The 21,212-nt window shown below is 62.1% G+C and carries 24 protein-coding genes and 1 tRNA gene; 5 read left to right on the top strand and 20 right to left on the bottom strand.

Translation table 11 applies throughout. The features are described 5' to 3' along the window. Positions 1-9 precede the first annotated feature (9 nt). The 8 genes from ptsN to G405_RS0107330 form a co-directional block, all read right to left on the bottom strand. Entirely contained in the window at positions 10-474 is a 465-nt protein-coding gene (gene ptsN, locus G405_RS0107365) for a PTS IIA-like nitrogen regulatory protein PtsN (protein ID WP_022700874.1), read from the bottom strand. A gap of 43 nt (positions 475-517) precedes the next feature. Next, positions 518-1,156, bottom strand: coding sequence for a ribosome hibernation-promoting factor, HPF/YfiA family (gene hpf / locus G405_RS0107360; RefSeq protein WP_022700873.1), 639 nt, complete (start codon positions 1,154-1,156; stop codon positions 518-520). A 207-nt stretch (positions 1,157-1,363) separates the two neighbouring features. Further along, entirely contained in the window at positions 1,364-2,875 is a 1,512-nt protein-coding gene (gene rpoN / locus G405_RS0107355; RefSeq protein ID WP_022700872.1) for an RNA polymerase factor sigma-54, read from the bottom strand. 12 nt (positions 2,876-2,887) lie between these two features. Next, positions 2,888-3,646: an LPS export ABC transporter ATP-binding protein gene (lptB, locus tag G405_RS0107350; protein ID WP_040705366.1), complete on the bottom strand. Its 759-nt coding sequence runs from the start codon at positions 3,644-3,646 to the stop codon at positions 2,888-2,890. Positions 3,647-3,710: 64 nt separating this feature from the next. After that, a complete protein-coding gene (locus G405_RS16475; protein ID WP_022700870.1) occupies positions 3,711-4,292 on the bottom strand; it encodes an LptA/OstA family protein in 582 nt (193 codons plus the stop codon). Continuing rightward, positions 4,289-5,005: an LPS export ABC transporter periplasmic protein LptC gene (gene lptC / locus G405_RS16470; RefSeq protein WP_022700869.1), complete on the bottom strand. Its 717-nt coding sequence runs from the start codon at positions 5,003-5,005 to the stop codon at positions 4,289-4,291. Before lptC ends, G405_RS16475 begins: the two co-directional genes overlap by 4 nt. Positions 5,006-5,076: 71 nt before the next feature. Continuing rightward, positions 5,077-5,691, bottom strand: a complete 615-nt coding sequence (locus G405_RS0107335; protein ID WP_022700868.1) for a ribonuclease D — start codon at positions 5,689-5,691, stop codon at positions 5,077-5,079. 196 nt (positions 5,692-5,887) lie between these two features. Then, positions 5,888-6,307, bottom strand: coding sequence for an organic hydroperoxide resistance protein (locus G405_RS0107330; RefSeq protein ID WP_022700867.1), 420 nt, complete (start codon positions 6,305-6,307; stop codon positions 5,888-5,890). Positions 6,308-6,419: 112 nt separating this feature from the next. Here G405_RS0107330 and G405_RS0107325 point away from each other — a divergent pair, with 112 nt between their 5' ends. Continuing rightward, positions 6,420-6,890, top strand: coding sequence for a MarR family winged helix-turn-helix transcriptional regulator (locus G405_RS0107325; RefSeq protein ID WP_022700866.1), 471 nt, complete (start codon positions 6,420-6,422; stop codon positions 6,888-6,890). Positions 6,891-7,061: 171 nt separating this feature from the next. On the opposite strand, the gene G405_RS0107320 is transcribed toward G405_RS0107325, so the two are convergent. Next, positions 7,062-7,148, bottom strand: a tRNA-Leu gene (locus G405_RS0107320). A 229-nt stretch (positions 7,149-7,377) separates the two neighbouring features. Here G405_RS0107320 and G405_RS0107315 point away from each other — a divergent pair. Together G405_RS0107315 and hslV are read left to right on the top strand one after the other, a co-directional pair. Next, the gene (locus G405_RS0107315; RefSeq protein ID WP_022700865.1) at positions 7,378-8,367 is read left to right on the top strand and encodes a complex I NDUFA9 subunit family protein; all 990 of its coding nucleotides are present in this window, start codon (positions 7,378-7,380) and stop codon (positions 8,365-8,367) included. 1 nt (position 8,368) lies between these two features. After that, on the top strand, positions 8,369-8,923 hold the full coding sequence (hslV, locus tag G405_RS0107310; RefSeq protein ID WP_022700864.1) for an ATP-dependent protease subunit HslV: 555 nt from the start codon (positions 8,369-8,371) through the stop codon (positions 8,921-8,923). Between the two features lie 72 nt (positions 8,924-8,995). Here the strand turns inward: hslV and G405_RS0107305 are convergent, their stop codons facing one another. Both G405_RS0107305 and G405_RS0107300 read right to left on the bottom strand, forming a co-directional pair. Next, positions 8,996-10,168, bottom strand: coding sequence for a saccharopine dehydrogenase family protein (locus G405_RS0107305; RefSeq protein WP_022700863.1), 1,173 nt, complete (start codon positions 10,166-10,168; stop codon positions 8,996-8,998). An 85-nt stretch (positions 10,169-10,253) separates the two neighbouring features. Beyond that, a complete protein-coding gene (locus G405_RS0107300) occupies positions 10,254-10,685 on the bottom strand; it encodes a VOC family protein (RefSeq protein ID WP_022700862.1) in 432 nt (143 codons plus the stop codon). 109 nt (positions 10,686-10,794) lie between these two features. Here G405_RS0107300 and hslU point away from each other — a divergent pair, with 109 nt between their 5' ends. Beyond that, positions 10,795-12,099, top strand: coding sequence for an ATP-dependent protease ATPase subunit HslU (hslU, locus tag G405_RS0107295; RefSeq protein ID WP_022700861.1), 1,305 nt, complete (start codon positions 10,795-10,797; stop codon positions 12,097-12,099). Positions 12,100-12,193: 94 nt separating this feature from the next. Here the strand turns inward: hslU and G405_RS0107290 are convergent, their stop codons facing one another. The 6 genes from G405_RS0107290 to G405_RS0107265 form a co-directional block, all read right to left on the bottom strand. Continuing rightward, on the bottom strand, positions 12,194-13,741 hold the full coding sequence (locus G405_RS0107290; RefSeq protein ID WP_022700860.1) for a serine hydrolase domain-containing protein: 1,548 nt from the start codon (positions 13,739-13,741) through the stop codon (positions 12,194-12,196). A gap of 66 nt (positions 13,742-13,807) precedes the next feature. Then, positions 13,808-15,409: an ankyrin repeat domain-containing protein gene (locus G405_RS16465; protein WP_022700859.1), complete on the bottom strand. Its 1,602-nt coding sequence runs from the start codon at positions 15,407-15,409 to the stop codon at positions 13,808-13,810. Beyond that, complete coding sequence (locus G405_RS0107280; RefSeq protein ID WP_022700858.1) at positions 15,406-15,804, bottom strand: BlaI/MecI/CopY family transcriptional regulator; 399 nt, start codon at positions 15,802-15,804, stop codon at positions 15,406-15,408. Before G405_RS0107280 ends, G405_RS16465 begins: the two co-directional genes overlap by 4 nt. Before the next feature lie 96 nt (positions 15,805-15,900). Then, a complete protein-coding gene (locus tag G405_RS0107275) occupies positions 15,901-16,503 on the bottom strand; it encodes a Smr/MutS family protein (RefSeq protein WP_022700857.1) in 603 nt (200 codons plus the stop codon). Beyond that, entirely contained in the window at positions 16,503-17,591 is a 1,089-nt protein-coding gene (gene mltA, locus G405_RS0107270) for a murein transglycosylase A (protein ID WP_233346007.1), read from the bottom strand. The genes G405_RS0107275 and mltA overlap by 1 nt, the downstream gene beginning before the upstream one ends. Before the next feature lie 127 nt (positions 17,592-17,718). Continuing rightward, positions 17,719-18,378: a Tim44/TimA family putative adaptor protein gene (locus tag G405_RS0107265; RefSeq protein ID WP_022700855.1), complete on the bottom strand. Its 660-nt coding sequence runs from the start codon at positions 18,376-18,378 to the stop codon at positions 17,719-17,721. Positions 18,379-18,562: 184 nt separating this feature from the next. Between G405_RS0107265 and secB the strand changes: the two genes are divergently transcribed. Next, a complete protein-coding gene (secB, locus tag G405_RS0107260) occupies positions 18,563-19,066 on the top strand; it encodes a protein-export chaperone SecB (RefSeq protein WP_022700854.1) in 504 nt (167 codons plus the stop codon). 9 nt (positions 19,067-19,075) lie between these two features. Here the strand turns inward: secB and dnaQ are convergent, their stop codons facing one another. The 3 genes from dnaQ to aroE are packed head-to-tail and all read right to left on the bottom strand — an operon-like array spanning position 19,076 to position 21,212. Further along, complete coding sequence (dnaQ, locus tag G405_RS0107255) at positions 19,076-19,789, bottom strand: DNA polymerase III subunit epsilon (RefSeq protein WP_022700853.1); 714 nt, start codon at positions 19,787-19,789, stop codon at positions 19,076-19,078. Continuing rightward, positions 19,786-20,391 carry a dephospho-CoA kinase gene (coaE, locus tag G405_RS0107250; protein WP_022700852.1) on the bottom strand — a complete coding sequence of 202 codons (606 nt, stop codon included), beginning with the start codon at positions 20,389-20,391 and terminating at the stop codon, positions 19,786-19,788. The genes dnaQ and coaE overlap by 4 nt, the downstream gene beginning before the upstream one ends. After that, on the bottom strand, positions 20,388-21,212 hold the full coding sequence (gene aroE, locus G405_RS0107245; RefSeq protein ID WP_028284618.1) for a shikimate dehydrogenase: 825 nt from the start codon (positions 21,210-21,212) through the stop codon (positions 20,388-20,390). Before aroE ends, coaE begins: the two co-directional genes overlap by 4 nt.

Raw genomic sequence — 21,212 nt, 5'->3', positions numbered from 1 at the left:
GCGAACCGGTCAGGCCGCGTCGCTTTCCACGCCATTATTGAGCAAGGCTGTGATCGCATCCGCATCCGGTGCGGCGCGCACCGCACGGCGTAAATCCTCACGCCGGAAAAAGCGTGACACCTGAGCCAGGGCCTTCAGGTGGTCTGCGCCGGCGTCTTCCGGCGCCAACAGCAAAAACACCAGATCCGCTGGCTGACCGTCAATGGCGTCAAAATCTACAGGATGTTTAAGTCGTGCAAACACGCCGCAAACCCGGTCCACCAGATCAGTGCGGGCATGGGGAATGGCCACGCCATCCCCCACCCCGGTCGATCCGAGTTTCTCGCGTTCGATGACCGCGTCCAGAACAGGCCGCGACGCCACGCCCAAAGCGCGCTCCGCCAGCTCAGCCAAGCCGACAAGGGCCTGTTTGCGACTGGTTGCGGCCAGTTCAGCGGACACGCCGCCTGGCGAAAGAAGTGTGCTCAGAGCCATGAAACGCTCAACTGCTGATTGCTCCAGCGGCTGTGAGCTTGGATCACTCCGCAGCCGCGCTGGCCGCGTCTTTAGCCCCTCGGGACGGATCAATCCACCCCACATGACCATCAGGGCGCCGGTAGACGAAGTTCATGGCGCCGTTCGCGGCGTTGCGGAACATCACAAATGGCGCGTCAGCAAGGTCCATTTCCAGCACCGCCATGGAGACCGTGAGGGTCTTAAGCTCCGCCACCTGTTCGGCGATGATCACCGGCTCATCGCCGCCAACCGCGCCGCCATCATCCTCTTCAAACTCATCCTCAGGCACTTCCACAGCCCGGCGATCCGAGCGCAGGACCAGAACAGGCGTGGATTCCGCTGCTGGCAGATCCGCCTTGGGACCCGATTGGTGGTCTTTCAGGCGGCGTTTGTAACGCCGCAATCGTTTTTCCAGATGCCCGGCGGCGTCTTCCGCGGCGCTATAGGCCTCCTCGGCCGATCCGGACGCCTGAAGAAAAGCCCCGGACGGAAGATGGAGCGAAATGTCCACCTTGAAGCCGTATCCTTCCTTGCTCGCGACGACAAAGGCTTCAGCCGGTCGATTGAAATATTTCGAGCCGGCGTCCGTGATGCGGGTCTCCATGCGCTCACGCAGAGCCGGGGACACATCGATACCTTTGGAGACGAACTGGATAAACATGAGAGCTCCCTTCAACTGGGGGTCCAAAAGCGCGCCTTCGGCGCGTTGGACCCCTGAAGGGCCACTCCCGCGCCGGGCGCGGCCGGCCTAACGAAAGACCGGACATTCACGGTATCTGCTGGCGAGCCGGGCCGTCAATCAGAACCGGTGCGACACGGTGAACGGCGGATGATGCAAACGCATCATGCAGCGCAACATGTTCCGCGGTCAGCCCATGCCCTTGAGCTTGCGCCGGCGCTTGACCGAAGAGGGAATGTTCATGGCTTCGCGGTATTTGGCGACTGTGCGGCGCGCAATGTCCACGCCGTCCGCCAGCAGACGCTCGACGATCTTGTCGTCGCTCATCACATCATCGATCGTTTCAGATTCAATCATCGCCTTGATGCGGAACCGCACCGCCTCGGCGGAATAGGCCTCGCCGCCATCTGCAGACGCGATCGCAGACGTGAAGAAGTATTTCAGCTCGAACAGGCCCCGCGGGGTGGCCATGTATTTGTTGGACGTCACCCGGCTGACGGTGGATTCATGCATGCCCACCGCATCCGCGACCGTTTTCAGGTTCAACGGGCGCAGCCAGGCCACGCCCTTGGCAAAGAAAGCGTCTTGCTGGCGCACGATCTCGCTGGCGACCTTGAGGATCGTCCGGGCGCGCTGATCCAGGCTTTTCACGAGCCAGGACGCGTTCTGTGTGCACTGGCTGATGAAGACTTTCTCGTCCTCTGACCGCGCTGACGCGCTGATCTGGGCGGCGTAGCGATTATTCATCAGAACGCGCGGCAGGGTGTCAGTGTTCAGCTCCACCGCCCAACCGCCGTCCGGGCGCTCACGCACCATCACGTCTGCTTCGACCGCCCGCGCTCCGTCGGCACCAAACCCCAGGCCCGGCTTGGGGGTCAGGCGCTTGAGCTCGGCGATCATGTCTTCAAGATCTTCTGAATCCACGCCGCACAGAGCTTTCAGACCCGCATAATCATGCTTGGCCAGAAGCGGCAGATGATCCACCAGCGCCGCCATGGCCGGATCCAGACGGTCGCGCTCCTGCAGCTGCATGGCGAGACATTCCTGCAGGGTGCGCGCCATGACGCCGGTCGGCTCGAATTTCTGCAAGGCGAAGAGCACCGCTTCGACTTCCGAGCGGGTGACGCCCAAACGATCAGAGGTTTCGCCCAGGTCCGCGCGCAGATAGCCGTCCTCGTCCGCAAGATCGATCAAATGCGCTGCGATCAGCCGGTCAGAGGGCTGCAACGCCAGATCCGCGAGCTGGTCATGCAAATGCTCATGCAGGGTTTTTTCACGACTGGCGTGATCGGCGGCGTCAAATTCGGATGCATTGAAGGATCCGCCAGGTCCGGCCCGGGACCAGTCCACCGACCCGGCCGCGCTCTCGGCGCCCGCCATGTCGGATTTGGAATCAGAATACATCGCCTCGGTATCGGCGTCGAAGGATTCGTCGGCCTTGCCCGGCGTATCAAAGCTGAGTTCGTCGCCCTCTTTGGACTTGGCCGCAACAGAGGGATCAGACGGGGCGGATTCATCGAGCGCCGGCGCGTCCGAGCGCTCGTCGCGCTCCAGCAAGGGATTGCGCTCAAGCTCGGTCTCCACAAACTCGGCCAGCTCGATATTGTTCAATTGCAACAGCTTGATGGCCTGCTGCAATTGAGGGGTCATCACCAGACCCTGGCCCTGCCGAGCCTCAAGCTTATGTCCCAGTCCCGCCATTCAGATCCCTAGTTAAAACCTTTCGCCCAGATAATAGCGGCGCACGTCCTGATCATTGCGCACCGCATCGGGAGCGCCTTCAAACAGGACTTCGCCATCGTGGATGATGGTCGCCCGATCCGTGATCTCGAGCGTTTCGCGCACATTGTGATCGGTGATCAGAATGCCGATGCCGCGCTGTTTGAGATAATCGACCAGATCGCGAATATCAGCGATGGCCAGCGGGTCGATCCCTGCAAACGGTTCGTCCAGCAGCATGAAGCTCGGCTGTGCAGCGAGCGCGCGCGCAATCTCCACACGGCGGCGCTCACCGCCGGACAGGGCCATGGCCGGGCTGTGACGCAAATGGTCGATATGCAGCTCTTCAAGCAATTCGTTGATCAAGGTCTCTCGACGCTGACGGTCCGGCTCGACGATTTCAGCGACCGCCGCGATGTTTTCACCCACCGTCAGACCGCGGAAGATCGAAGCTTCCTGCGGCAGATAGCCGATGCCCAGCCGTGCGCGCTGGTACATGGGCAGGCCGGTGATGTCCTCGCCGTCAAGCATGATGCGTCCGTGATCGGCCGAAACCAGGCCGGTGATCATGTAAAAGCAGGTCGTCTTGCCAGCCCCGTTCGGACCCAGAAGTCCCACCACTTCGCCGCGCTTGAGCGACAGGGAGACATTCTTGACCACGGCGCGCTTGCCATAGGATTTGCCCAGATTCTGCACCTGGACGCCTTCCCCGGCGAACGCCTGGTCTGGCGCGTCGATCCGCTCGTATTCCATGGTCGTCATGCTTAACTCCGACGGCCTAAAAAACTGTGAAGTCTGGCGCACTCAGCGCGCAGGCTCAGCCTTCAGGCGCTTCATAGGGACGCGGGCCGTCGCCCGGAATGACGGGCGCGGGACACTCTTGCGGCGTTTGCGCGCTCGCTGCGTCATCATCCGTGAAGAAGACAGACCGCACACGGTCCGTGCTGTTCTCGCCGCCATCCAGGCGCGCTATTCCGGTCGCCAGCTCCGCGTAGAGATGCTCGCCGGTGGAGACATTGCAGCCCTGGGTCAGAACAACAGATCCGGTCAGTTCGATGACCTCGTTGACCAGATCATAGGTGCCGCGGTCCCCGCGCGCGATCTCGGCCTCGGTGACGTAAAACACCTCGCCCTCCGCCACGATGCGGCGCAGTTCGCGCCCGCCGGTGTCACGGCGCACATAATAGGCTTCCAGCCGGTCCGCCCGCAGGCGTACGCCGCCGCGCACCACGTTCACGTCGCCCGAATAGACCACCAGCCCCTGGGCGTCGAACAGCTCGCTGCGATCCGCACTGATATCGGCAGGGCCTTCGCCCGGCCCGATGGATTGCGCCAGGGCGGGAGCCGTCACAAGCAGCGGCGCCGCAAGCAGCGCAGCGATCAGGATACGCAGGGTCATGGCTCGTTCTCCTCTGACCGGCCCGCGCCGGCGTCAACGTCTGTAGCGGTCGGAGTGGAGGATGCGTCAAACCGTGTGCGCACATCCCCTTCCAATATTATGTGTTGGCCGTCGTCGCGCACCTCGAACCGGTCCGCCCGCACCGCACCCCACGGCGCCAGGCCATGCATGGGCGCAGGACCTGTCACCACGCCTTCGCGCAGAAACAGCGTCGCCGACTGGGTGTCAAAGACATATCCCGAACGCGTGGTCAGCCGCACATTGGTGTCGAGCTGCAAGGACAGGTTCGCATCGTCAAACACGCCATGCTCAGCGAGAACGCGCGACGCGTCCTCTCCGCCGTCAAACAGCGCGTAATCCAGCGTCGGGCGCTCCAGATCCGTCAGCGCCTGCTCGGCGCCACGGCGACGTTCAGCCGTTTCAGCCGTGATGACATAAGGCACGCCGCCCTCATCTCGTCCGGTGAAACGCGGATTGATGATGCGCTCGGATTCGCCAGCGCCAGCGCTGATCGCCACGTCAGTGGCCGGGCTATCAGTTCCGCCGGACAGCACCATCTGGATCAGCGCATTAAGCGCCACCAGTACCGCCGCCGCGATCAGCACCCCGCGCAAGCCCGCGACAAAGCGACTGCGCCGACGGGCGTCGGCCAGCGATTTCGCGCGGCGTTGGCCAATCATCTGGCCATCCGCATGTATCAGGGCCGCAGACATCAGCGGTCGGGCTCCGGTTGAATATTGACTGCACCCTTTGTGACGGTCATCGCCGCCGCGTGCAAGCAGGCTCAGGAGTGCGCGAAGATATCGGTTTCGTCCCAACCCATCAGGTCCAGACGCGCGCGCTGGGGCAGGAAGTCAAAACACGCCCGGGCGATCTCCATGCGGCCTTCGCGCTCCAACATGGCCGTCAGGCCATCAGCGATGGCGTGCAGATAGAGCACGTCGGACGCGGCGTAATTGAGCTGGGCTTCGCTCAGATCATAGGCGGCCCAGTCCGAGCTTTGCTGTTGTTTGGACAACTCCACGCCTGCGATTTCGCGGCAGACATCCTTCAACCCGTGACGGTCGGTATAGGTGCGCACCAGCTTGGACGCGATCTTGGTGCAATAAACCGGCGTCATGGTGACGCCCAGATCACGCTCGACGATCGCCAGGTCGAAGCGGGCGAAATGCAGCAGCTTTTCAACGCTTTGATCGGCCAACAACGCCTTGAGATTAGGGCAGTCATAGGTGCTGCGATCCGGTTGGACGATATGGGCGTCGCCATCCCCCGCCGAGAGCTGGACCAGGCACAGACCATCGCGCACCAGCGACAGACCCTGAGTTTCGGTGTCGATGGCGACCCGCTTGCCCAGATCGAGCCCGTCCGGCAAATCCCCGCGATGAAAATGGATGGTCATGTGGCGTCAGCTCCGCAGCTTCAATCTGTAAGGATGCACAGGGTATCGGACGTTCGCTTCGAAGCGTCAATCTGGGCGGGTAGCGCCGCAGAGACGGGGCATGCGCTTCATCGCCAGTCAGCCGCTCTGATCACACATGACAACGCGCCCGAAGCCTGGGCCCCGGACGCGTCATTCATGCAAGAGCGAACGAAGATCAGCCGAGCTTCAGCGTCGTCTTCACATTGCCGCGCGTCGCGTTGGAATAGGGGCAGACCTTCTCGGTCTTCGCCATCAATTCATTGGCCTGTTCGGTCTCGAGCCCCGGCAGATAGCCGATCAGCGTCACTTCCAAACCGAACCCGCCCGCCTCGCGCGGGCCGATGCCTACTTCAGCGTCCACCCTGGCGTCGTCTGGCAGTTTGAGTTTGGCCTGCTGGGCCACCAGACCCATGGCACTCATGAAGCAGGCCGCATAGCCGGCGGCGAACAGCTGCTCGGGATTGGTGCCCGGCCCGTCATCCCCGCCCAGGGCGGCGGGGGTGGAGAGCTGAACATCGAGGCGTTCATCATCGGAGTAAGCGCGGCCCTGACGGCCTTTATTCGCACTGGCGCGGGCGGTGTAGAGAACTGACATGGGGTGCTTCCTTTATATCGCACACGATATTTACGAGCACGATATAATCACCCGCTTGCGATCGTCAAGCCTCGGCGATATTATCGTGCGCGATTAATCAGAAAGACCTGGCATGACCGATCCTCGCTCGCAAACGCCCGACCTCGCCACGCTGGATGACCAGCTGTGCTTTGCGATCTATTCGGCCAATACCGCGATCAACCGCATGTATCGCCCATATCTGAGCAAGCTGGGGCTGACCTATCCGCAATACATTGCACTTTTGGCGCTGTGGGAGACGGATGACGTGACCGTGGGCGCGCTGGGCAAACGGCTCTATCTGGACACCAACACCCTGACCCCGCTTCTGAAACGCCTTGAGGGCATGGGCCATCTCACCCGCACGCGCGACCCCAAGGATGAGCGCGTGGTGCGCATCCGCCTGACTGATCAGGGCCGCGCCCTGCAAGCCCAGACCACAGACGCCCTCGCCTGTGTGCACGCCATGGCCAGCGAAGCGGATATGGATCTCAAACCCTGGATCGAAGCGCTCAACCATCTGCGCGAACAAGCGCTGAAAAAGGCGCAGTGCGCGAGGGGTTAGGCCCCAGCCAGACACAAAAAAGCCGCTGCGGATGCAGCGGCGCGCGTCAGACTCGATCCCCCCGAACCCAAAGGGTTCGCAAGGCCAAAGGCCGCCCGCAGCGAAGCGAGGAGCGAACACCCGGACGGGTGTGAGCCTGCCCCAAAGGGGTCATCCAAATTTTCAGTGATATGGTGCCCAGGAGAAGACTCGAACTTCCACTCCCTTGCGGGAACTGGCACCTGAAGCCAGCGCGTCTACCAATTCCGCCACCTGGGCAAGTGAAGGAGCGGGGGTGATACGGCGCAGACAGGGCGCTGTCAACGGGCATGGCGCCGATGATCTGCACATTGCGCACATGCTGCGCCCGTTGGCTTTCAGGGCGTTGCAATACGGCCTTGCGATTACAGCGCCGCATGGACAGCGGCGCCCGTTTTGGTCTATCGCCCTATAAACCTATCTTACATGTCGCACGCACTGGCGCGTGCGAGCCTTTCAGGGGCGGACCATGACACTTCGCAATGAAATGATCACCGTTTTCGGCGCTTCGGGCTTCATCGGCCGGTATGTGGTGCGCGAGCTGGCCAAGGCCGGCTATCGGGTGCGCGCCGCGACCCGCCGCCCGCATCTGGCCCATGAGCTCAAACCCATGGGCGTGGTCGGCCAGGTCCAGCTGATCCAGGCCAATCTGCGCAATGAAGACTCGGTGCGCCGCGCCGTCGACGGCGCCCACGCCGTGGTCAATCTGGTGGGCATCCTGGCGCAGAGCGGCAAGCAGAACTTCCAGGCCCTGCAAGCCGACGGCGCGGGCCTTGTGGCCAAATGCGCCGCCGAGGCGGGCATCACAAATTTCGTGCAAATCTCCGCCATTGGCGCCGATGAAGACAGCGCGTCCGAATACGCCCGCACCAAGGCGTTGGGCGAAAAGGCCGTGCGCGAAGCCATCCCCTCGGCTGTCGTCCTGCGCCCCTCCATCGTGTTTGGCACCGAGGACGGCTTCTTCAACAAGTTCGGCTCCATGGCGCGGTTCGCCCCCGCCCTGCCGCTGATCGGCGGCGGCAAGACCCGGTTTGAACCCATCTTCGCCGGGGATGTCGCCCAATGCGTCCTGAAAGCGGTGGAGGCGCCGTCCAAATACGCCGGTCGCACCTATGAGCTGGGCGGGCCGGGCATTTACACCTTCAAGGAAATCCTTGAGTTCATCCTGACCACGATCCGTCGCAAGCGCTTCCTGGCGCCGGTGCCGTTCTTTGCGGCTTATCCGCTGGGCATGGTGGGCGAGATCCTGGGGGCGCTGCCTTTTGTCGATCCCTTCCTGACCCGTGATCAGGTGACCTTGCTCAAGTCTGACAATGTGTCGGGCCTGACCGATGACGATCTGGGCAGCGTCAAGGATTTCGGCATTGATCTGGAATCTGTCGAAGCGATCACCCCGACCTATCTGGTGCGCTACCGCAAGGGCGGCCAGTTCTCTGAAGATCCGGAAATGATTGCATAATATGCCTGATACCGAGCGTAAGTTCCCCGGCTGGCGCGGCACCACGATCCTGAGCGTGCGCAAGAACGGCAAGGTCGTCCTCGCCGGCGACGGCCAAGTCTCAATCGGCGATACGGTGGTCAAGGCCACCGCCCGCAAGGTGCGCCCCCTGTCGAGCGGCAAGGTGATCACCGGTTTCGCCGGCGCCACGGCGGACGCGTTTGCGCTGTTTGAACGGCTGGAAACCAAGCTTGAGCAATACCCTGATCAGCTGGCGCGCGCCTGCGTGGAGCTCGCCAAGGACTGGCGCACCGACCGCTACATGCGGCGGCTTGAAGCCATGCTGATCGTGGCCGACGCCAAGGAAACCTTCACCCTGACAGGCGCGGGCGACGTGCTGGAGCCTGAAGACGGGGTGGCCGCGATCGGATCGGGCGGAAATTACGCCCTGTCAGCCGCGCGCGCGCTGCTGGACTATGAAGACGACGCGGAAGTCATCGCCCGCAAGGCGATGAAGATCGCCAGCGAAATCTGCGTCTATTCCAACGGCAATCTGACCGTCGAGACACTGGGCTAGGACCTGACGTCAAAGCCTGAAGACAAAAAACCCCGGCCTTAAGAGCCGGGGTTTTGCATGAGTGTTGCATCTCTAGCTTTCGATGGCGAAGGTCAGGCCCGCATGCTCGGTCAGGCGCTTGATCAAGGCGTCACCCAGCGCGGGCGCCGTTGTGTAGACCCCGCCCGGCGTCTGGTCGCGGCTGACGTCTTTCACCAGGGCCAGCGCACATTCGGTGATCATCTTTGAGGTCGACCCGTAACCGGGGTCCTTGTCGCCCTTCACGGACGCTGTCAGACGCTGACCGTCGGCCGTCTCACCGGTGAACATGACGTCGTAAAAGCCGGTCTCACGCTCTTCTTTCGAGGGACCTTCGCCCGGCTTGGGCGGGTTGTCCTGCATGGACCGGTCATTGGCGATCACATGAGCGAATTGCTCGCCCTTCTCGCCCGGTCCGGTCATGAACATCTCGTCGTAGACAAAATCCTCGCCATAGGCATGACCCATCAAGGCGTTCGAGCGGTGAACGTTCTTGGTGTTGATCGTCGCCATCACGAAGGGCGCGGACCAGGCGTTCAGATCCTCTTCAAAAATGACCTTGGCGCCATGGGGCTGTTTAGGGCCTTCAAAATCCTCGCACAGCGAGAACGGGTCCTTCAGCCAGTCGATGATCTGAGGCTCTTTCGCCGCACGCTTCATGGTCTCTGCGAAGCTCGCCGCGGTGCCGCCCGAGAAGGTGCCCTTCATGGCGCGGACCCGGCCCTTGATGCGGCTGAGCGGCTTTCCGGTCTTCGCCTTGGCGTGCTCTTGCAGATAATAGACGCCCAGATCGAAAGGCACGCTGTCAAAACCGCATGAATGCACGATACGGGCGCCGGACGCTTTGGCCTTGTCTGAATAATTGGCGATGATGTCGTGCATCCAGGCGGGCTCGCCCGACAGATCCACATAATCGGTTCCGGCCTCGACGCAGGCTTTCACCAGCGCTTCGCCATACAGCTGATACGGCCCCACCGTGGTGATCACGGCGCGGGTGCGCTCGGCCATGGCCTTGAGCGAGGCGGGATCAGAAGCATCCGCCACCACAAGCGGGGTATCGGCCAGCGCGCCGATCTCGTCGCGCACGCTCTTGAGCTTGTCTTCTGATCGGCCCGCCATCGCCCAGGCGACAGTCTTGCCGTATTCACGGCTCAGATATTCTGCGACCAAACGGCCGGTGAAGCCGGTTGCGCCATAGATCACGACGTCAAAGTCACGGTTCGACATGTGGCTCTCCTCCCTGAAGTATTAGTTTGCTCATTAAGTGAATTAGGAAGGAAGCGCCAGCCTGCCAAGAGCTCAGAAGGCCGAGCTAGGCATCAAGCTCGGTGGCGAACACCATGGCGTCATCTTTGAACGCCTTGAATTCCAGCGCATTGCCAGCCGGGTCGGTGACGAACATCGTCTTTTGCTCGCCCGCTTTTCCCGCAAAGCGCACATAGGGATCAATGACGAACGGCGTCCCGGCGCGACGCAAGCGCTCGGCCAGAGGATCAAACTGGTCCCACTCAAGGATCAGGCCGAAATGGCGCACGGGCACTTGCTTGCCGTCCACCGCACCCGTCTTGGCCGCCTGACACTCTTCCGGAGCCAGATGCGCGACGATCTGATGACCCAGAAAGTCAAAATCGATCCAGTGTTCGCTCTCGCGCCCCATCGGACAGCCCAGCACATCGCCGTAAAAGCGCCGCGCCGCTTCAAGATTGTCCACGGGGAAGGCGAGATGAAAGCGGGGACGGGACATCGAACTCTCCTGAAGCAAGGGTGACAGCGCCGGGCTTTGAGTTCCGGACCGGAAAGCCCTACATGTCCGGTATCCTTACCACCCGAACCTGAAAAAGACATGGGGCGTCATGACTGAGTTTTCTCCGCGCGAAATCGTCCATGAGCTCGATCGCCATATCATCGGCCAGGCCGACGCCAAGAAAGCCGTCGCCATCGCGCTGAGAAACCGCTGGCGTCGCAAGCATCTACCTGAAGGACTGCGTGAAGAGGTCACGCCGAAAAACATTCTGATGATCGGGCCGACCGGCGTCGGCAAGACCGAAATCTCGCGCCGTCTGGCGAAGCTCGCGGGCGCGCCTTTCATCAAGGTCGAAGCCACGAAGTTCACCGAAGTGGGCTATGTGGGCCGGGATGTGGATTCCATCGCCCGGGACCTCGTTGAAATCGCGATCACCTTGGTGCGTGAAAACAAGCGCGAAGAGGTGAAGGCCAAGGCCCACGCCGCCGCAGAAAACCGCGTTCTGGACGCCCTTGTGGGCAAGGATGCGGGCGCTTCGACCCGCGAGACCTTCAGAAAGAAACTTCTGTCCGGCGAACTCGACGACAAGGATATCGAGATCGATATTGTCGACGACTCCAGCAATCCCTTCCAGGGCATGGATCTGCCCGGCATGGGCTCGATGGGCGTGATCAATCTCGGCGACATGCTGGGCAAGGGATTTGGCGGCAAGCCCAAAACCCTGCGCACCACAGTGAAAGAAGCCTACGAGCCGCTGATCAATGAAGAAGCGGACAAGCTACTGGACGAAACCCAGATCCAGTCCGAAGCCATTCGTCTGGCCGAAAATGAAGGCATTGTCTTCCTCGATGAGATCGACAAGGTCTGCGCCCGCGCCGATGCGCGCGGCGCTGACGTCTCCCGCGAGGGCGTGCAGCGTGATCTGCTGCCGCTGATCGAAGGGGCGACCGTCTCCACCAAATACGGCCCGATGAAAACCGATCACGTGCTCTTCATCGCGTCCGGGGCCTTCCATGTCAGCAAGCCCTCAGACCTTTTGCCGGAGCTGCAAGGTCGGTTGCCGATCCGGGTGGAGCTGCAGGCGCTGACCCGCGATGACTTCCGCGCCATCCTGACCGAGCCTGAAGCCAGCCTCATCACCCAGTATGTGGCGCTGATGAAAACTGAAGGTTTCGAGCTGAGCTTTGATGACAGCGCCATCGACTCCATCGCCGATTTCGCCGCTGAAGTGAACGCCAGCGTTGAAAATATCGGCGCGCGACGCTTGTCCACCATTCTAGAAAAAGTCTGCGAGGAAATCAGCTACACCGCGTCTGATCGCTCAGGCGACAGCCTGGCCATTGACGCAGGCTACGTCACCGAACGCGTGGGCAGCCTGGCCCGCAATGCAGACCTGTCCAAATTCATCCTCTAAAGGTTGAAGCGGCGCACCCTGAAAGGGGTGCGCCGCGCCGAAAAAGGGGACCGGCGCGGCGCGAGCTGATACCGGCGCCGGCCGAAGCCGCACGCTACGAAGCGGGGAGATACACCGTCTCAGCTGACGCCATAGAAGCCCTGACCGAGGTGATCTGTGCAAGTGAATTTCTGTTGAACTTCAGTTCAAAGACGCCTGATCTTAGTGAAAAATCAGTAATGTAGAAACGGTCGGGTGCGATCGGGACCAATCGCGCGCCTGATTGTCCGCCATTATAGCTCGCCATCAATGCCCCGTTCTCGCGGTAGATGGTGAGGTCAGAAGTGAAGGGCGGCGCAGCCATATGGGCTTGCAGATCGAGCGGGAAGTTCGAATCCAGCGCGTAGACGCCCTCATAACGGGCCAGCTGATCTTCGCTTAACGCCAACGTGGGCACATCAAGCACCGGATTGACCGTCCAGCCCATCACATCATTCATGGCGTTTCGGATCTCCACCGCCAAATCCGCGCCGTTGGCGCCATTGGTCAGAATCACCAGACCATTCCCGGTCGCCAGATGGCCCTCCATCCAGGCGCGATAGGAATTATTGCTCCCACCATGATGGAAGATGAAGCTTTCGCCCCGACCCTCCAGACGCGGACCCAGGCCATGGTCTGAGGGCGAAACCCCCGTCATCATCTCCTGACCCAGGACCGGGTGCAGATAAGCGCTGTCGCCATGATACGCCTGGATCATCTCCGCCGTCATACGCCCGAGATCGTGAGCGCTGGTCCAAAGCCCCGACGCCGCCATCTCCGGAAAGGCTTCATAGCCGCGCGGCAAGGCCGTCGGCGCCCCCGCCCGGCCATGGGCACTGGCGATGTTTCCATGGTCCTCTGGCAATGGATTGGCGAAGCTGGACCGGGTCATGCCCAGATGCTCGAACAGGGCCGCCTCTGCAGTCTCTTCAAACGACAAACCGGTCGCCTGCGCGATCAACCCTTCCAGAAGCGTATAACCGCCGCCGGAATAGCGATAGCTCGATCCTGGCAGCGCTTCCACGCGCAAGGGGTCATGATCGGCCGGCGCTTGCCCGTTCAGGGTCTGCGCACGTGTCGGCAAGGCCTCGCCGGGCATGAAGTCGGCAAAGCCGTGCAGATTGAGCCCGCCTGTATGCGACAGCAGCATGCGAACGGTCAGCGGCGCACCGTCATAGGGGCCTGTCTCGGGCGACCAGTACGGCAGGGCATGGCTGATATCGGAATCAAGATCGAGCGCGCCGGACTGAATCAGATTCAAGGTCAAAAAGGCGGTCGCCATCTTGCTGACCGAGCCCACCGAGAACACCGTGTCCGCCGTCACCGGCCCGTCAGACCCGGCCTGCAACACCCCGAACCCTTGCGCGTAGAGCAGTTCGCCGTCCTCGATGACCGCCACGGCCACGCCCGGCACGCCGAAATGCGCCATGCGCTCTTCAAGCGTGAAGCGCTCGACGACGCCGTCATAGGAGAAGCGCCCGCGCAGGTTTTCGGTAAAGCGTTCAGGGTCTGCCGTGCTGAGCGCCGAGGCCGGCTGGCAGGCCGAAAGGATCGGCGTGCTGACCAGAGCGGCCGCGCCCAGCATCAGGGCTGACAGGGCAGGGTTGAAGCGGAATCCAGGCATAGAGGTCTCCTTTCCATCAATCGACGGATCACCAGAATCTGTGTTTTTTGTTGTTATGAGAGAGGTTTAGTTCATCTGAGGCGGTTGGTGTCGGGCGCCATTGGCCACAAGCCAGTCTTCCATCGCCGTCTGCTCATAACGTTTGGCCTCGCTGAGCGGGGAGCGATAGGGTCCGCCGAAATCTCCGGGCGCCGCCGGAACCGTCAGGGACACATCCGCTCCGGCGTTCACCAAAAGCTCGGCCGCGCCGATCTGTCCGGCCGCCGCCGCATTGATCAGCGGCGTCTCGTCGCTCGGCACATATCCATTCGGATCAGCGCCGGACATCAGCAACCGGGTCATGATATCGACATGGCCGCCCCGCGCTGCATTGATGAGCGGGGACCCGTTCTGCGGCGCAGCGAGATCGATGTGCGCGCCCGCCTCCAGCAACAGGTCCACCACATCAAGACTGCCGGCCCGGGCGGCGGCGATCAGGGCTGTGCCGGACTGACGGGTGACGAGATCAGGCTCGGCGCCCGCGTCCAGCAACAGGGCGACCATGACAGCGTCAGACCGGCGGCTCGCCTCGATCAGCGCCGTGCCATCGGTAGGCCAGATGCGGTTCACATCCGCGCCGCGCTCAAGCCGAGCCTCAAGCGTAGCGACATCGCCCTGGCGCACGGCCTGTATCAGTGGCGATTCCAGCAAATCGAGCGCACCCACACGTGGCGTCAGCAGGGTCGCCAGAATGATCAGCACCGGCAAAGCGATCATCAGGTTCAGAAAGGAGCGGCGCACGGATTCCGCGCGCACTTGGGTCAAAGCATTCACACGAAACCTCAATTCAGACTTGCGCGGCGGCTGGGCGGCCAGCGTCAGAGGACGCGCCAGCACAGCTTTTTGCGCCGCATCCAAAAGAGCGTGAGCCAGCACCAAAGGCTTGCCCTGGGTGCGCACGGCAGCCTGATCGCAGAGGGCTTCACGCATGCTTCGCACATGGCGGTTCAAATGGTGCACGCCTGGCGCCCACCAGAACACGCTGGCGATAATCCGCTGGGCAAGCCCCGTCATGGCGTCATGGCGGCGGATATGGGCGATCTCGTGCTCGAGTACGGCTTCACCCGCTTCATCGAAGCGAAAGCCTTCAGGAATCAAGATCACCGGACGTACAAATCCCGCCACCATGGGAGAAAGCACGTCCGCGCTGGTCTTCAGCACTACGCGGTGAGACAGGGGCAGCTCTGACGACACTGGAACCGCCCGACCGGTCAACCGGTTCAGGTTCCACAAATCCCGCATCAAACCAAGACCTGCCCAGACAAGCCCGATCATCCAAACAAACACCAACACGAATCCGAGACCTGTCAGGATGAAAGACACGCTCAGACCCTGATCGTGTGACACCCATTCAGACGCGGGGAGCGACGCCAGTGTCTCAGGCGGGATCACGGCTACAGGCTCAACCACCGCCGAGCTGACGTTGAAAGCTTCAACGGCGCCTTGTCGGGCTGGCGTCATCGCGATGAGAAAAATGATCGGCACGGTGAAGACCGCCGCCAGCGCCAGGTCATGACGTTCCCGGATACGGAATTGCGGCGCGAGGCGGTCAAAGCCGAACACGCTGAGACTGAACGCCGTCGACGCGATCAGAACGAACAGGGCCGACTGGAAAAGGGCGAGTATCATGCGTCGCCGCCTTTCTGCGCACTCTGCTTGAGCAGTTCGTCGCGCAAGGCGTCGATATCATCCAGGGTCAAAGCCTCGTCTGCGATCAGATGCTGAGCGAGCTGCTGGGGCGAGCCGCCAAAAAAGGATTTCAGAACCGAACCGAGCGCTGTGCGCTGAGCCCCCTCCTGAGACAAGGCCGGCGCGTAGATATGCGCCCGGCCCTCCTTGCGGAAACTGACATAACCCTTGTCCGCCATGATCCGCACCGTGGTCAGTACGGTCGTGTAGGCGAGTCCGTAAGCGGGCTCCAAGGCATCCGTCAGCTCACGGACGCTGGCTTCACCGCGCGTCCATAAGACACTCATGATGCGGTGTTCGGCTTCGGTCAGGGTCGGGGAGGCAGGTCTGGCCATCAACGTATTCCTTAGTTTTTCTTGTCATCGCATGGGCCCGCCCTGCTATCAACTAAAAACTTAGTTAGGAATATACCTGATTGAATATGCTAAGATTTATCGCTGTCTCAGCATCACATAGAACGCCCCCGAGCCGCCGTGTTTACGGCTCGCTTCGGCAAAGCCGGACGCTAGCTGGGCAAAGTCTGGATCGCGCATCCACTGGGTGAAGGACCGGCGCAATATGCCAGGCAGAGCCCGTTCCTCAGGGTCCCAGGGCTGGAACCGGCGGTCATCGAGCGCCCGGGCGCCGGCGCCTTTGCCGGTGATCACCAGCACCGTCCGAAAACCCTTGCCGCGGCAGCGATGCAAAAACCCCAATAACGCGTGGCGCGCACTGGCCGTGGTCATGCCGTGAAGATCCAGACGCGCCTCGACCTCGACCTGACCGCGGCGGACCTTCTTTTCCGGCGTTCGGTCCACAGGGGTGCGCCTTGCGGGGCGCTGCGCCATTTCCCGCATCAGATCGCGCTGCAAAGCGCCTGATTTCAACGGTTCGACCTGCGGGATGGGCGGAGCGCTGGGCTTGGGCGGCTCGACATCCTCGCGCTCCAGCCGTTTCAGACGCTCTGCATCCAGCGGTTTGACCCCGCGCGCAAACCGGGTCCAGAGCTCACGCTCTTCAGGCTTGAGCCCGCGTGGAGTGCGCCGCTTCGCCATCAGCGCAGCTGTCGCGCCGCCAGCTCATTCGGCAAAAGCAGCGTCCAGCGCGCATTCGGATCATTCTGCCGCCCGGCGCGCTCGCCCGCTTCATAGCCCCAGCCAAAAAACAGATCGCCCCGAACCGGACCCTGAATCGCGCCACCAGCGTCCTGGGTGATCACCAGCCCGCTCCAGTTTGGCGCGCCATGAAGTCGCGCATTCACCACCACAGGCACACCCCAGGCGTGGTGCGCCGCATCCACCGCAATCGACGCCATCGGCGTCAGAGGCGCGCCTTGCGCGCCGATCGGACCTTCGGTGTGATCATCAAGGCTATCGAGGGTGAAAAAGACATAGCGCGGATTTTCATCAAAAAGCGGACGCCAGGATTGCGGCCCGCGCAGGCGCAGCCAATTCTCGATATCCTGTTTGGAGGCGTTGTGTTCAGACAATTCACCACGATCGATCAGGATACGCCCGATCGACACATAGGGCCGGCCGTTATGCGCCGCGAACCGCACCCGCGCTTCAGAGCCGTCCGGATAGTGCAGACGGCCCGAGCCCTGAATTTGCAAGAAGAAGACATCAATCGGACGGCCCCAGGCCAGTGGCACGCCGAGGTTTTGCGCTTCGATCTCGGCGCGCGACTGATACGGCACGAACTCGCGATCGGCGGCCCGGCCGACGACGCGGCGGCCTTCGAGTCCGGCGATGAACTGGCCCAGATCCCCGGTCAGGAGATCACTTGGCAATCCCCGGATCGCCATCGAAAACTCCGGCGTCGGCGAGGCGCTGACCTCGACCACAGGCTCGTAATACCCGGTCAGCCGTCCTGCGCCATCCAGCTCGACCGGCGTGAAGCTGCGCTCAAAGAAGGCGCGCGCGCTGGCTGCATCGGGCTGCAGGGGCGCGATCATCGCCGCCTGCAAGCAGACCGAACGCCAATCGCCTGCAGAGCCGGCATAGCTGACGCGCGGATTCATCGGATCGCGGTCTGGTCGATCTTCAATACGCTCGCATGACCGCACAAAAGCAGAGAGCGCCGCTTGCGCATCCACGCGATGCCAGCCCTCAACCGAAGAGAACGGCACCGGATGAAGCGTCACTGAACTCACCGCCGGGCGCGGCGGAAAACCGCCGGGGCGGTCCGTCTGGCCAGGTTGAGCGGGTGAGGGCGCGCCCGGTCCGCTGGAACACGCAGCCACGACTAACAGGGCCAGAAGCCCGGCCAGCTTAAGCGGGCTTGACCCCGGACAGGCGCCAGTTGGGGTTGTCGTTGGTGACGTCACGCTCAAAGCTCCAGATCTCATCGACCGTTTTCAGAGTGGTGAGGTCTCCCTCCACCACATCTCCTTGAGCATTGCGGGTTTCACTGGCGAGCTCGGCGGAGAAGGCGATCTTCACCTTGGCCCGATTATCGTTAAGAGAGGCTTCAGAAATCTCGGCGGACTTGATCCGGTCGATCTCTGTGATCATCGTCAGGTTCTGGTCTTCACGCGCCGATATCGCCTGATCATAGGCTTTCATCACCCGATCTGACAAAAGCGGCTGAAGCGCTTCGCGGTCACCTTTGGCGTAAGCCGAAACAATCATTTCATAGGCCGCTTTGGCGCCTTTGGTGAATTCCTTGGGGTCAAAGCTGGGATCATGCCGGGCGATCTGGGTCAGACCCTCGCCCGCCGGACCGGAAAAACTCGCAGCGAAGGGCGTATCTTCTTGTGGCGGGCGCATGGAGGGCGGAGACGGCATGGCGCCGGCGGCTTCAGCCCGCTCACGCTGTTCGCGTTCCACATCCTCCGCCGTTCGTCCCGACGGCTTGCCCAGCACCATGTACAGGCGCACGCCCAGGAACACGGCCAGGCCAGCGAAAAACAGGATTTGAAGAATGTCCATAAGGGGCGCTCGCGCAGGTTTGAGTGCGTTGGCCTTCAGATATAGGGGCTATGACCGCCCGCGTCACGCGGGGGGTTGAGCTTGCCGCATACGCGTGCGCATGCTACGCGCCCCGCTTCACCCTTAGTCTGTTACGGGATGGCGCAGCCTGCGCGGTCCCGATCAAAACCTGAGTAAACTCATCATGACCGACGCGCCCGCCACGCCGCAAGGCGGCGAACAGCCAATGCCTCCCGCCATCCGTGTGGCGGGACAGTATGTCAAAGACCTGTCGTTTGAAAATCCTGGCGCGCCAGACAGCCTGCGCGGCGCCGGACAGCCCAATATCGATCTGAGCGTGGACGTTCAGGCCCGCGATATGGGCGGCGACATGTTCGAGGTCGAGCTGATCATCGGCGCCCGCGCCCAGCGCGACTCCAACCCGGTCTTCATCGTCGAGCTGACTTATGCCGGCCTGTTCCAGATCCAGAACGTGGATGCGCAAGCGCGCGAAGCCTTCTTGCTGATCGAATGCCCGCGTCTGATCTTCCCGTTCGCTCGCCGCGTCCTGTCTGACGCCACCCGCGATGGCGGCTTCCCGCCGCTGATGCTGGAGCCGGTCGACTTCGCCGCGCTCTACCGCCAGCAAATGGCTCAGCGCGCCCAGGCCCAGCAAGGCGCGCCGGCGACCCCGCCGGCTGACGCCTAAGACCAAGCCTTACTCTGCCGAGGCGTCAGCCTTGAGCAGACCCAGAGACTGCCAGAGCGGGTCGTCCATCTCCGAGATAAACTCGGCGTGGGCGGCCCGTTCTTGTTCAGAGACCAGGGATTTGAGCGATTTCGGCCGCGGCGTGCGCACGGGATAGACCACTTTGCCGTCGCCGCCGTCAGACCCTGAAAAGCTCAAGCTTTGCTCACGTCCGCCATTGAGCTCGAGATACACTTCCGCCAGCAAGTAGGAGTCGATCAGCGCCCCGTGCTTGGTGCGGCTGTCGAGCGAGACGTCAAAGCGTTTGCACAAGGCGTCGAGACTTGCCGGTGAGCCGGGATACTTCGCCCGCGCCATGGCGGCGGTGTCGATAAAGCGTGACTTGGGGATGATCGGCCGGGCGCAACGCTCCAGCTCCATATTGATGAAGCCCATGTCGAACATGGCGTTATGTGCGACCAGCGTTGAGTCCTCGATAAACTCCAGGAACTGATCGACGATCTGGATGAAGACGGGCTCGTCTTTGAGCATTTCGCGGGTATGACCCGTCACGGCGGTCACCTCGGCGGGGATGTCGCGCTCGGGATTGATCAGGATGCGCAAGTCCTTGCCGGTCGGGATGAGGTCAATCACCTCCACGCAGCCCAGCTCGGTGATGCGATCACCGCCTCTGGGGTCCAGACCTGTCGTCTCGGTGTCGAAAATGATCTCGCGCTTGCTCATGACGCGGCCCCATCCGTTTTGAGCTGATCCAGCAGCGCGCGCACCTGGTCGCGCGCAAACTCAACGCCCTGGCTGGTGTCGATCACATGATCAGCCCGGGACCGTTTTTCCGCATCCGGCGTCTGCCGCGCCAAAATGGCTTCAAACTTGTCCACGCTCATGCCCTCACGCGCCAGAACCCGCTCACGTTGAACCGCTTCGGGCGCCGAGACCACCACCACATGATGCACCTGGTCATGCTGCCCGGTTTCAAACAGTAACGGCACATCGAGCACCACGATTTCAGCGCCAGACTGTTCCGCCTCATGGAAAAACCGGCGACGCGCCGCCCCTACGAGGGGATGGACAATCGCGTTCAGCGTTTCAAATTTCGCCGGATCCGCCTGCAATACCGCGCTCAGCTTGACGCGATCCACCCCTGCGCTGTCCGACGTGCAGCCCGGAAACGCGTGCTCGATCAAGGGGACCGCCTCGCCGCCTGGGAGATACATCTGCGCCACCGCCGCGTCCGCATCAAACACCGGCACGCCTTCTTCGGCGAACAGGGTGGCGGTGGTGGATTTTCCCATGCCGATGGATCCTGTGAGGCCCAGAACGATCATGCCCGTTGCTCCAACGCCGCCAGCAAAGCCCCGCGCACCTCGTCATGTGCAGGAGCCGGAGCGCCGAAAAACGCTTCAAACGCCGGGCGCGCCTGTCCCACCAGCATGATGAGGCCATCAGTGGTGCGCCGGCCCAGCTGCTCGGCCTGCACCAGAAGCTCTGTCTTCAACGGCGCATAGACCATGTCAAACACCAGCGCGTCGCTCGCTGTCGCTGACAGATCAACAGTCAGGGGCGGCTGGCCGGTCATGCCCAGGGATGTCGCGTTGATGACAAGGCTTGCGCCTTCAAACGCCGCGGCATCGTCCAGCGCATAGATCTCCGCCGTCAGACCAAAATCCTGCGCCAAAGCCTTCGCACGATCCGCCGTACGATTGAGAATACGGATTTCACGGTCCTGGGATTTGAGATGATACAAAGCGGCGCGCGCCGCTCCACCGGAGCCAATCAGAACGGCAGGTCCTGAACCTGAATCTGATTCAAGGGCGCGGGCGATCCCCACATGATCGGTATTGTCCGCTTCAATGCGGCCCTGACGCCAGACCAGCACATTCGCTGCTCCTATGGCGCACGCCGCATCACTGGAGGTATCAGCGGCCTGCAAGGCCGCCTCTTTGTGCGGGATGGTGACATTGACGCCCACCAGACCCGCATGAAACCGCGCGCGGACCGCTTCAGCGAACGCATCCGGCTCACATTCAATGATGACGTAATCGCCGGGCTGGCCTGTTTCATCGAGCCAGGTCTTCATGATCAACGGAGACAGCGAATGCTTCGCCGGCCATCCCACTACGGCTGCTTTGGGCCAGTCACTCACCAT

It is taken from the genome of Oceanicaulis alexandrii DSM 11625, from assembly GCF_000420265.1.
Lineage (GTDB): Bacteria > Pseudomonadota > Alphaproteobacteria > Caulobacterales > Maricaulaceae > Oceanicaulis > Oceanicaulis alexandrii.
This window is presented reverse-complemented; position numbering and strand designations above follow the sequence as displayed.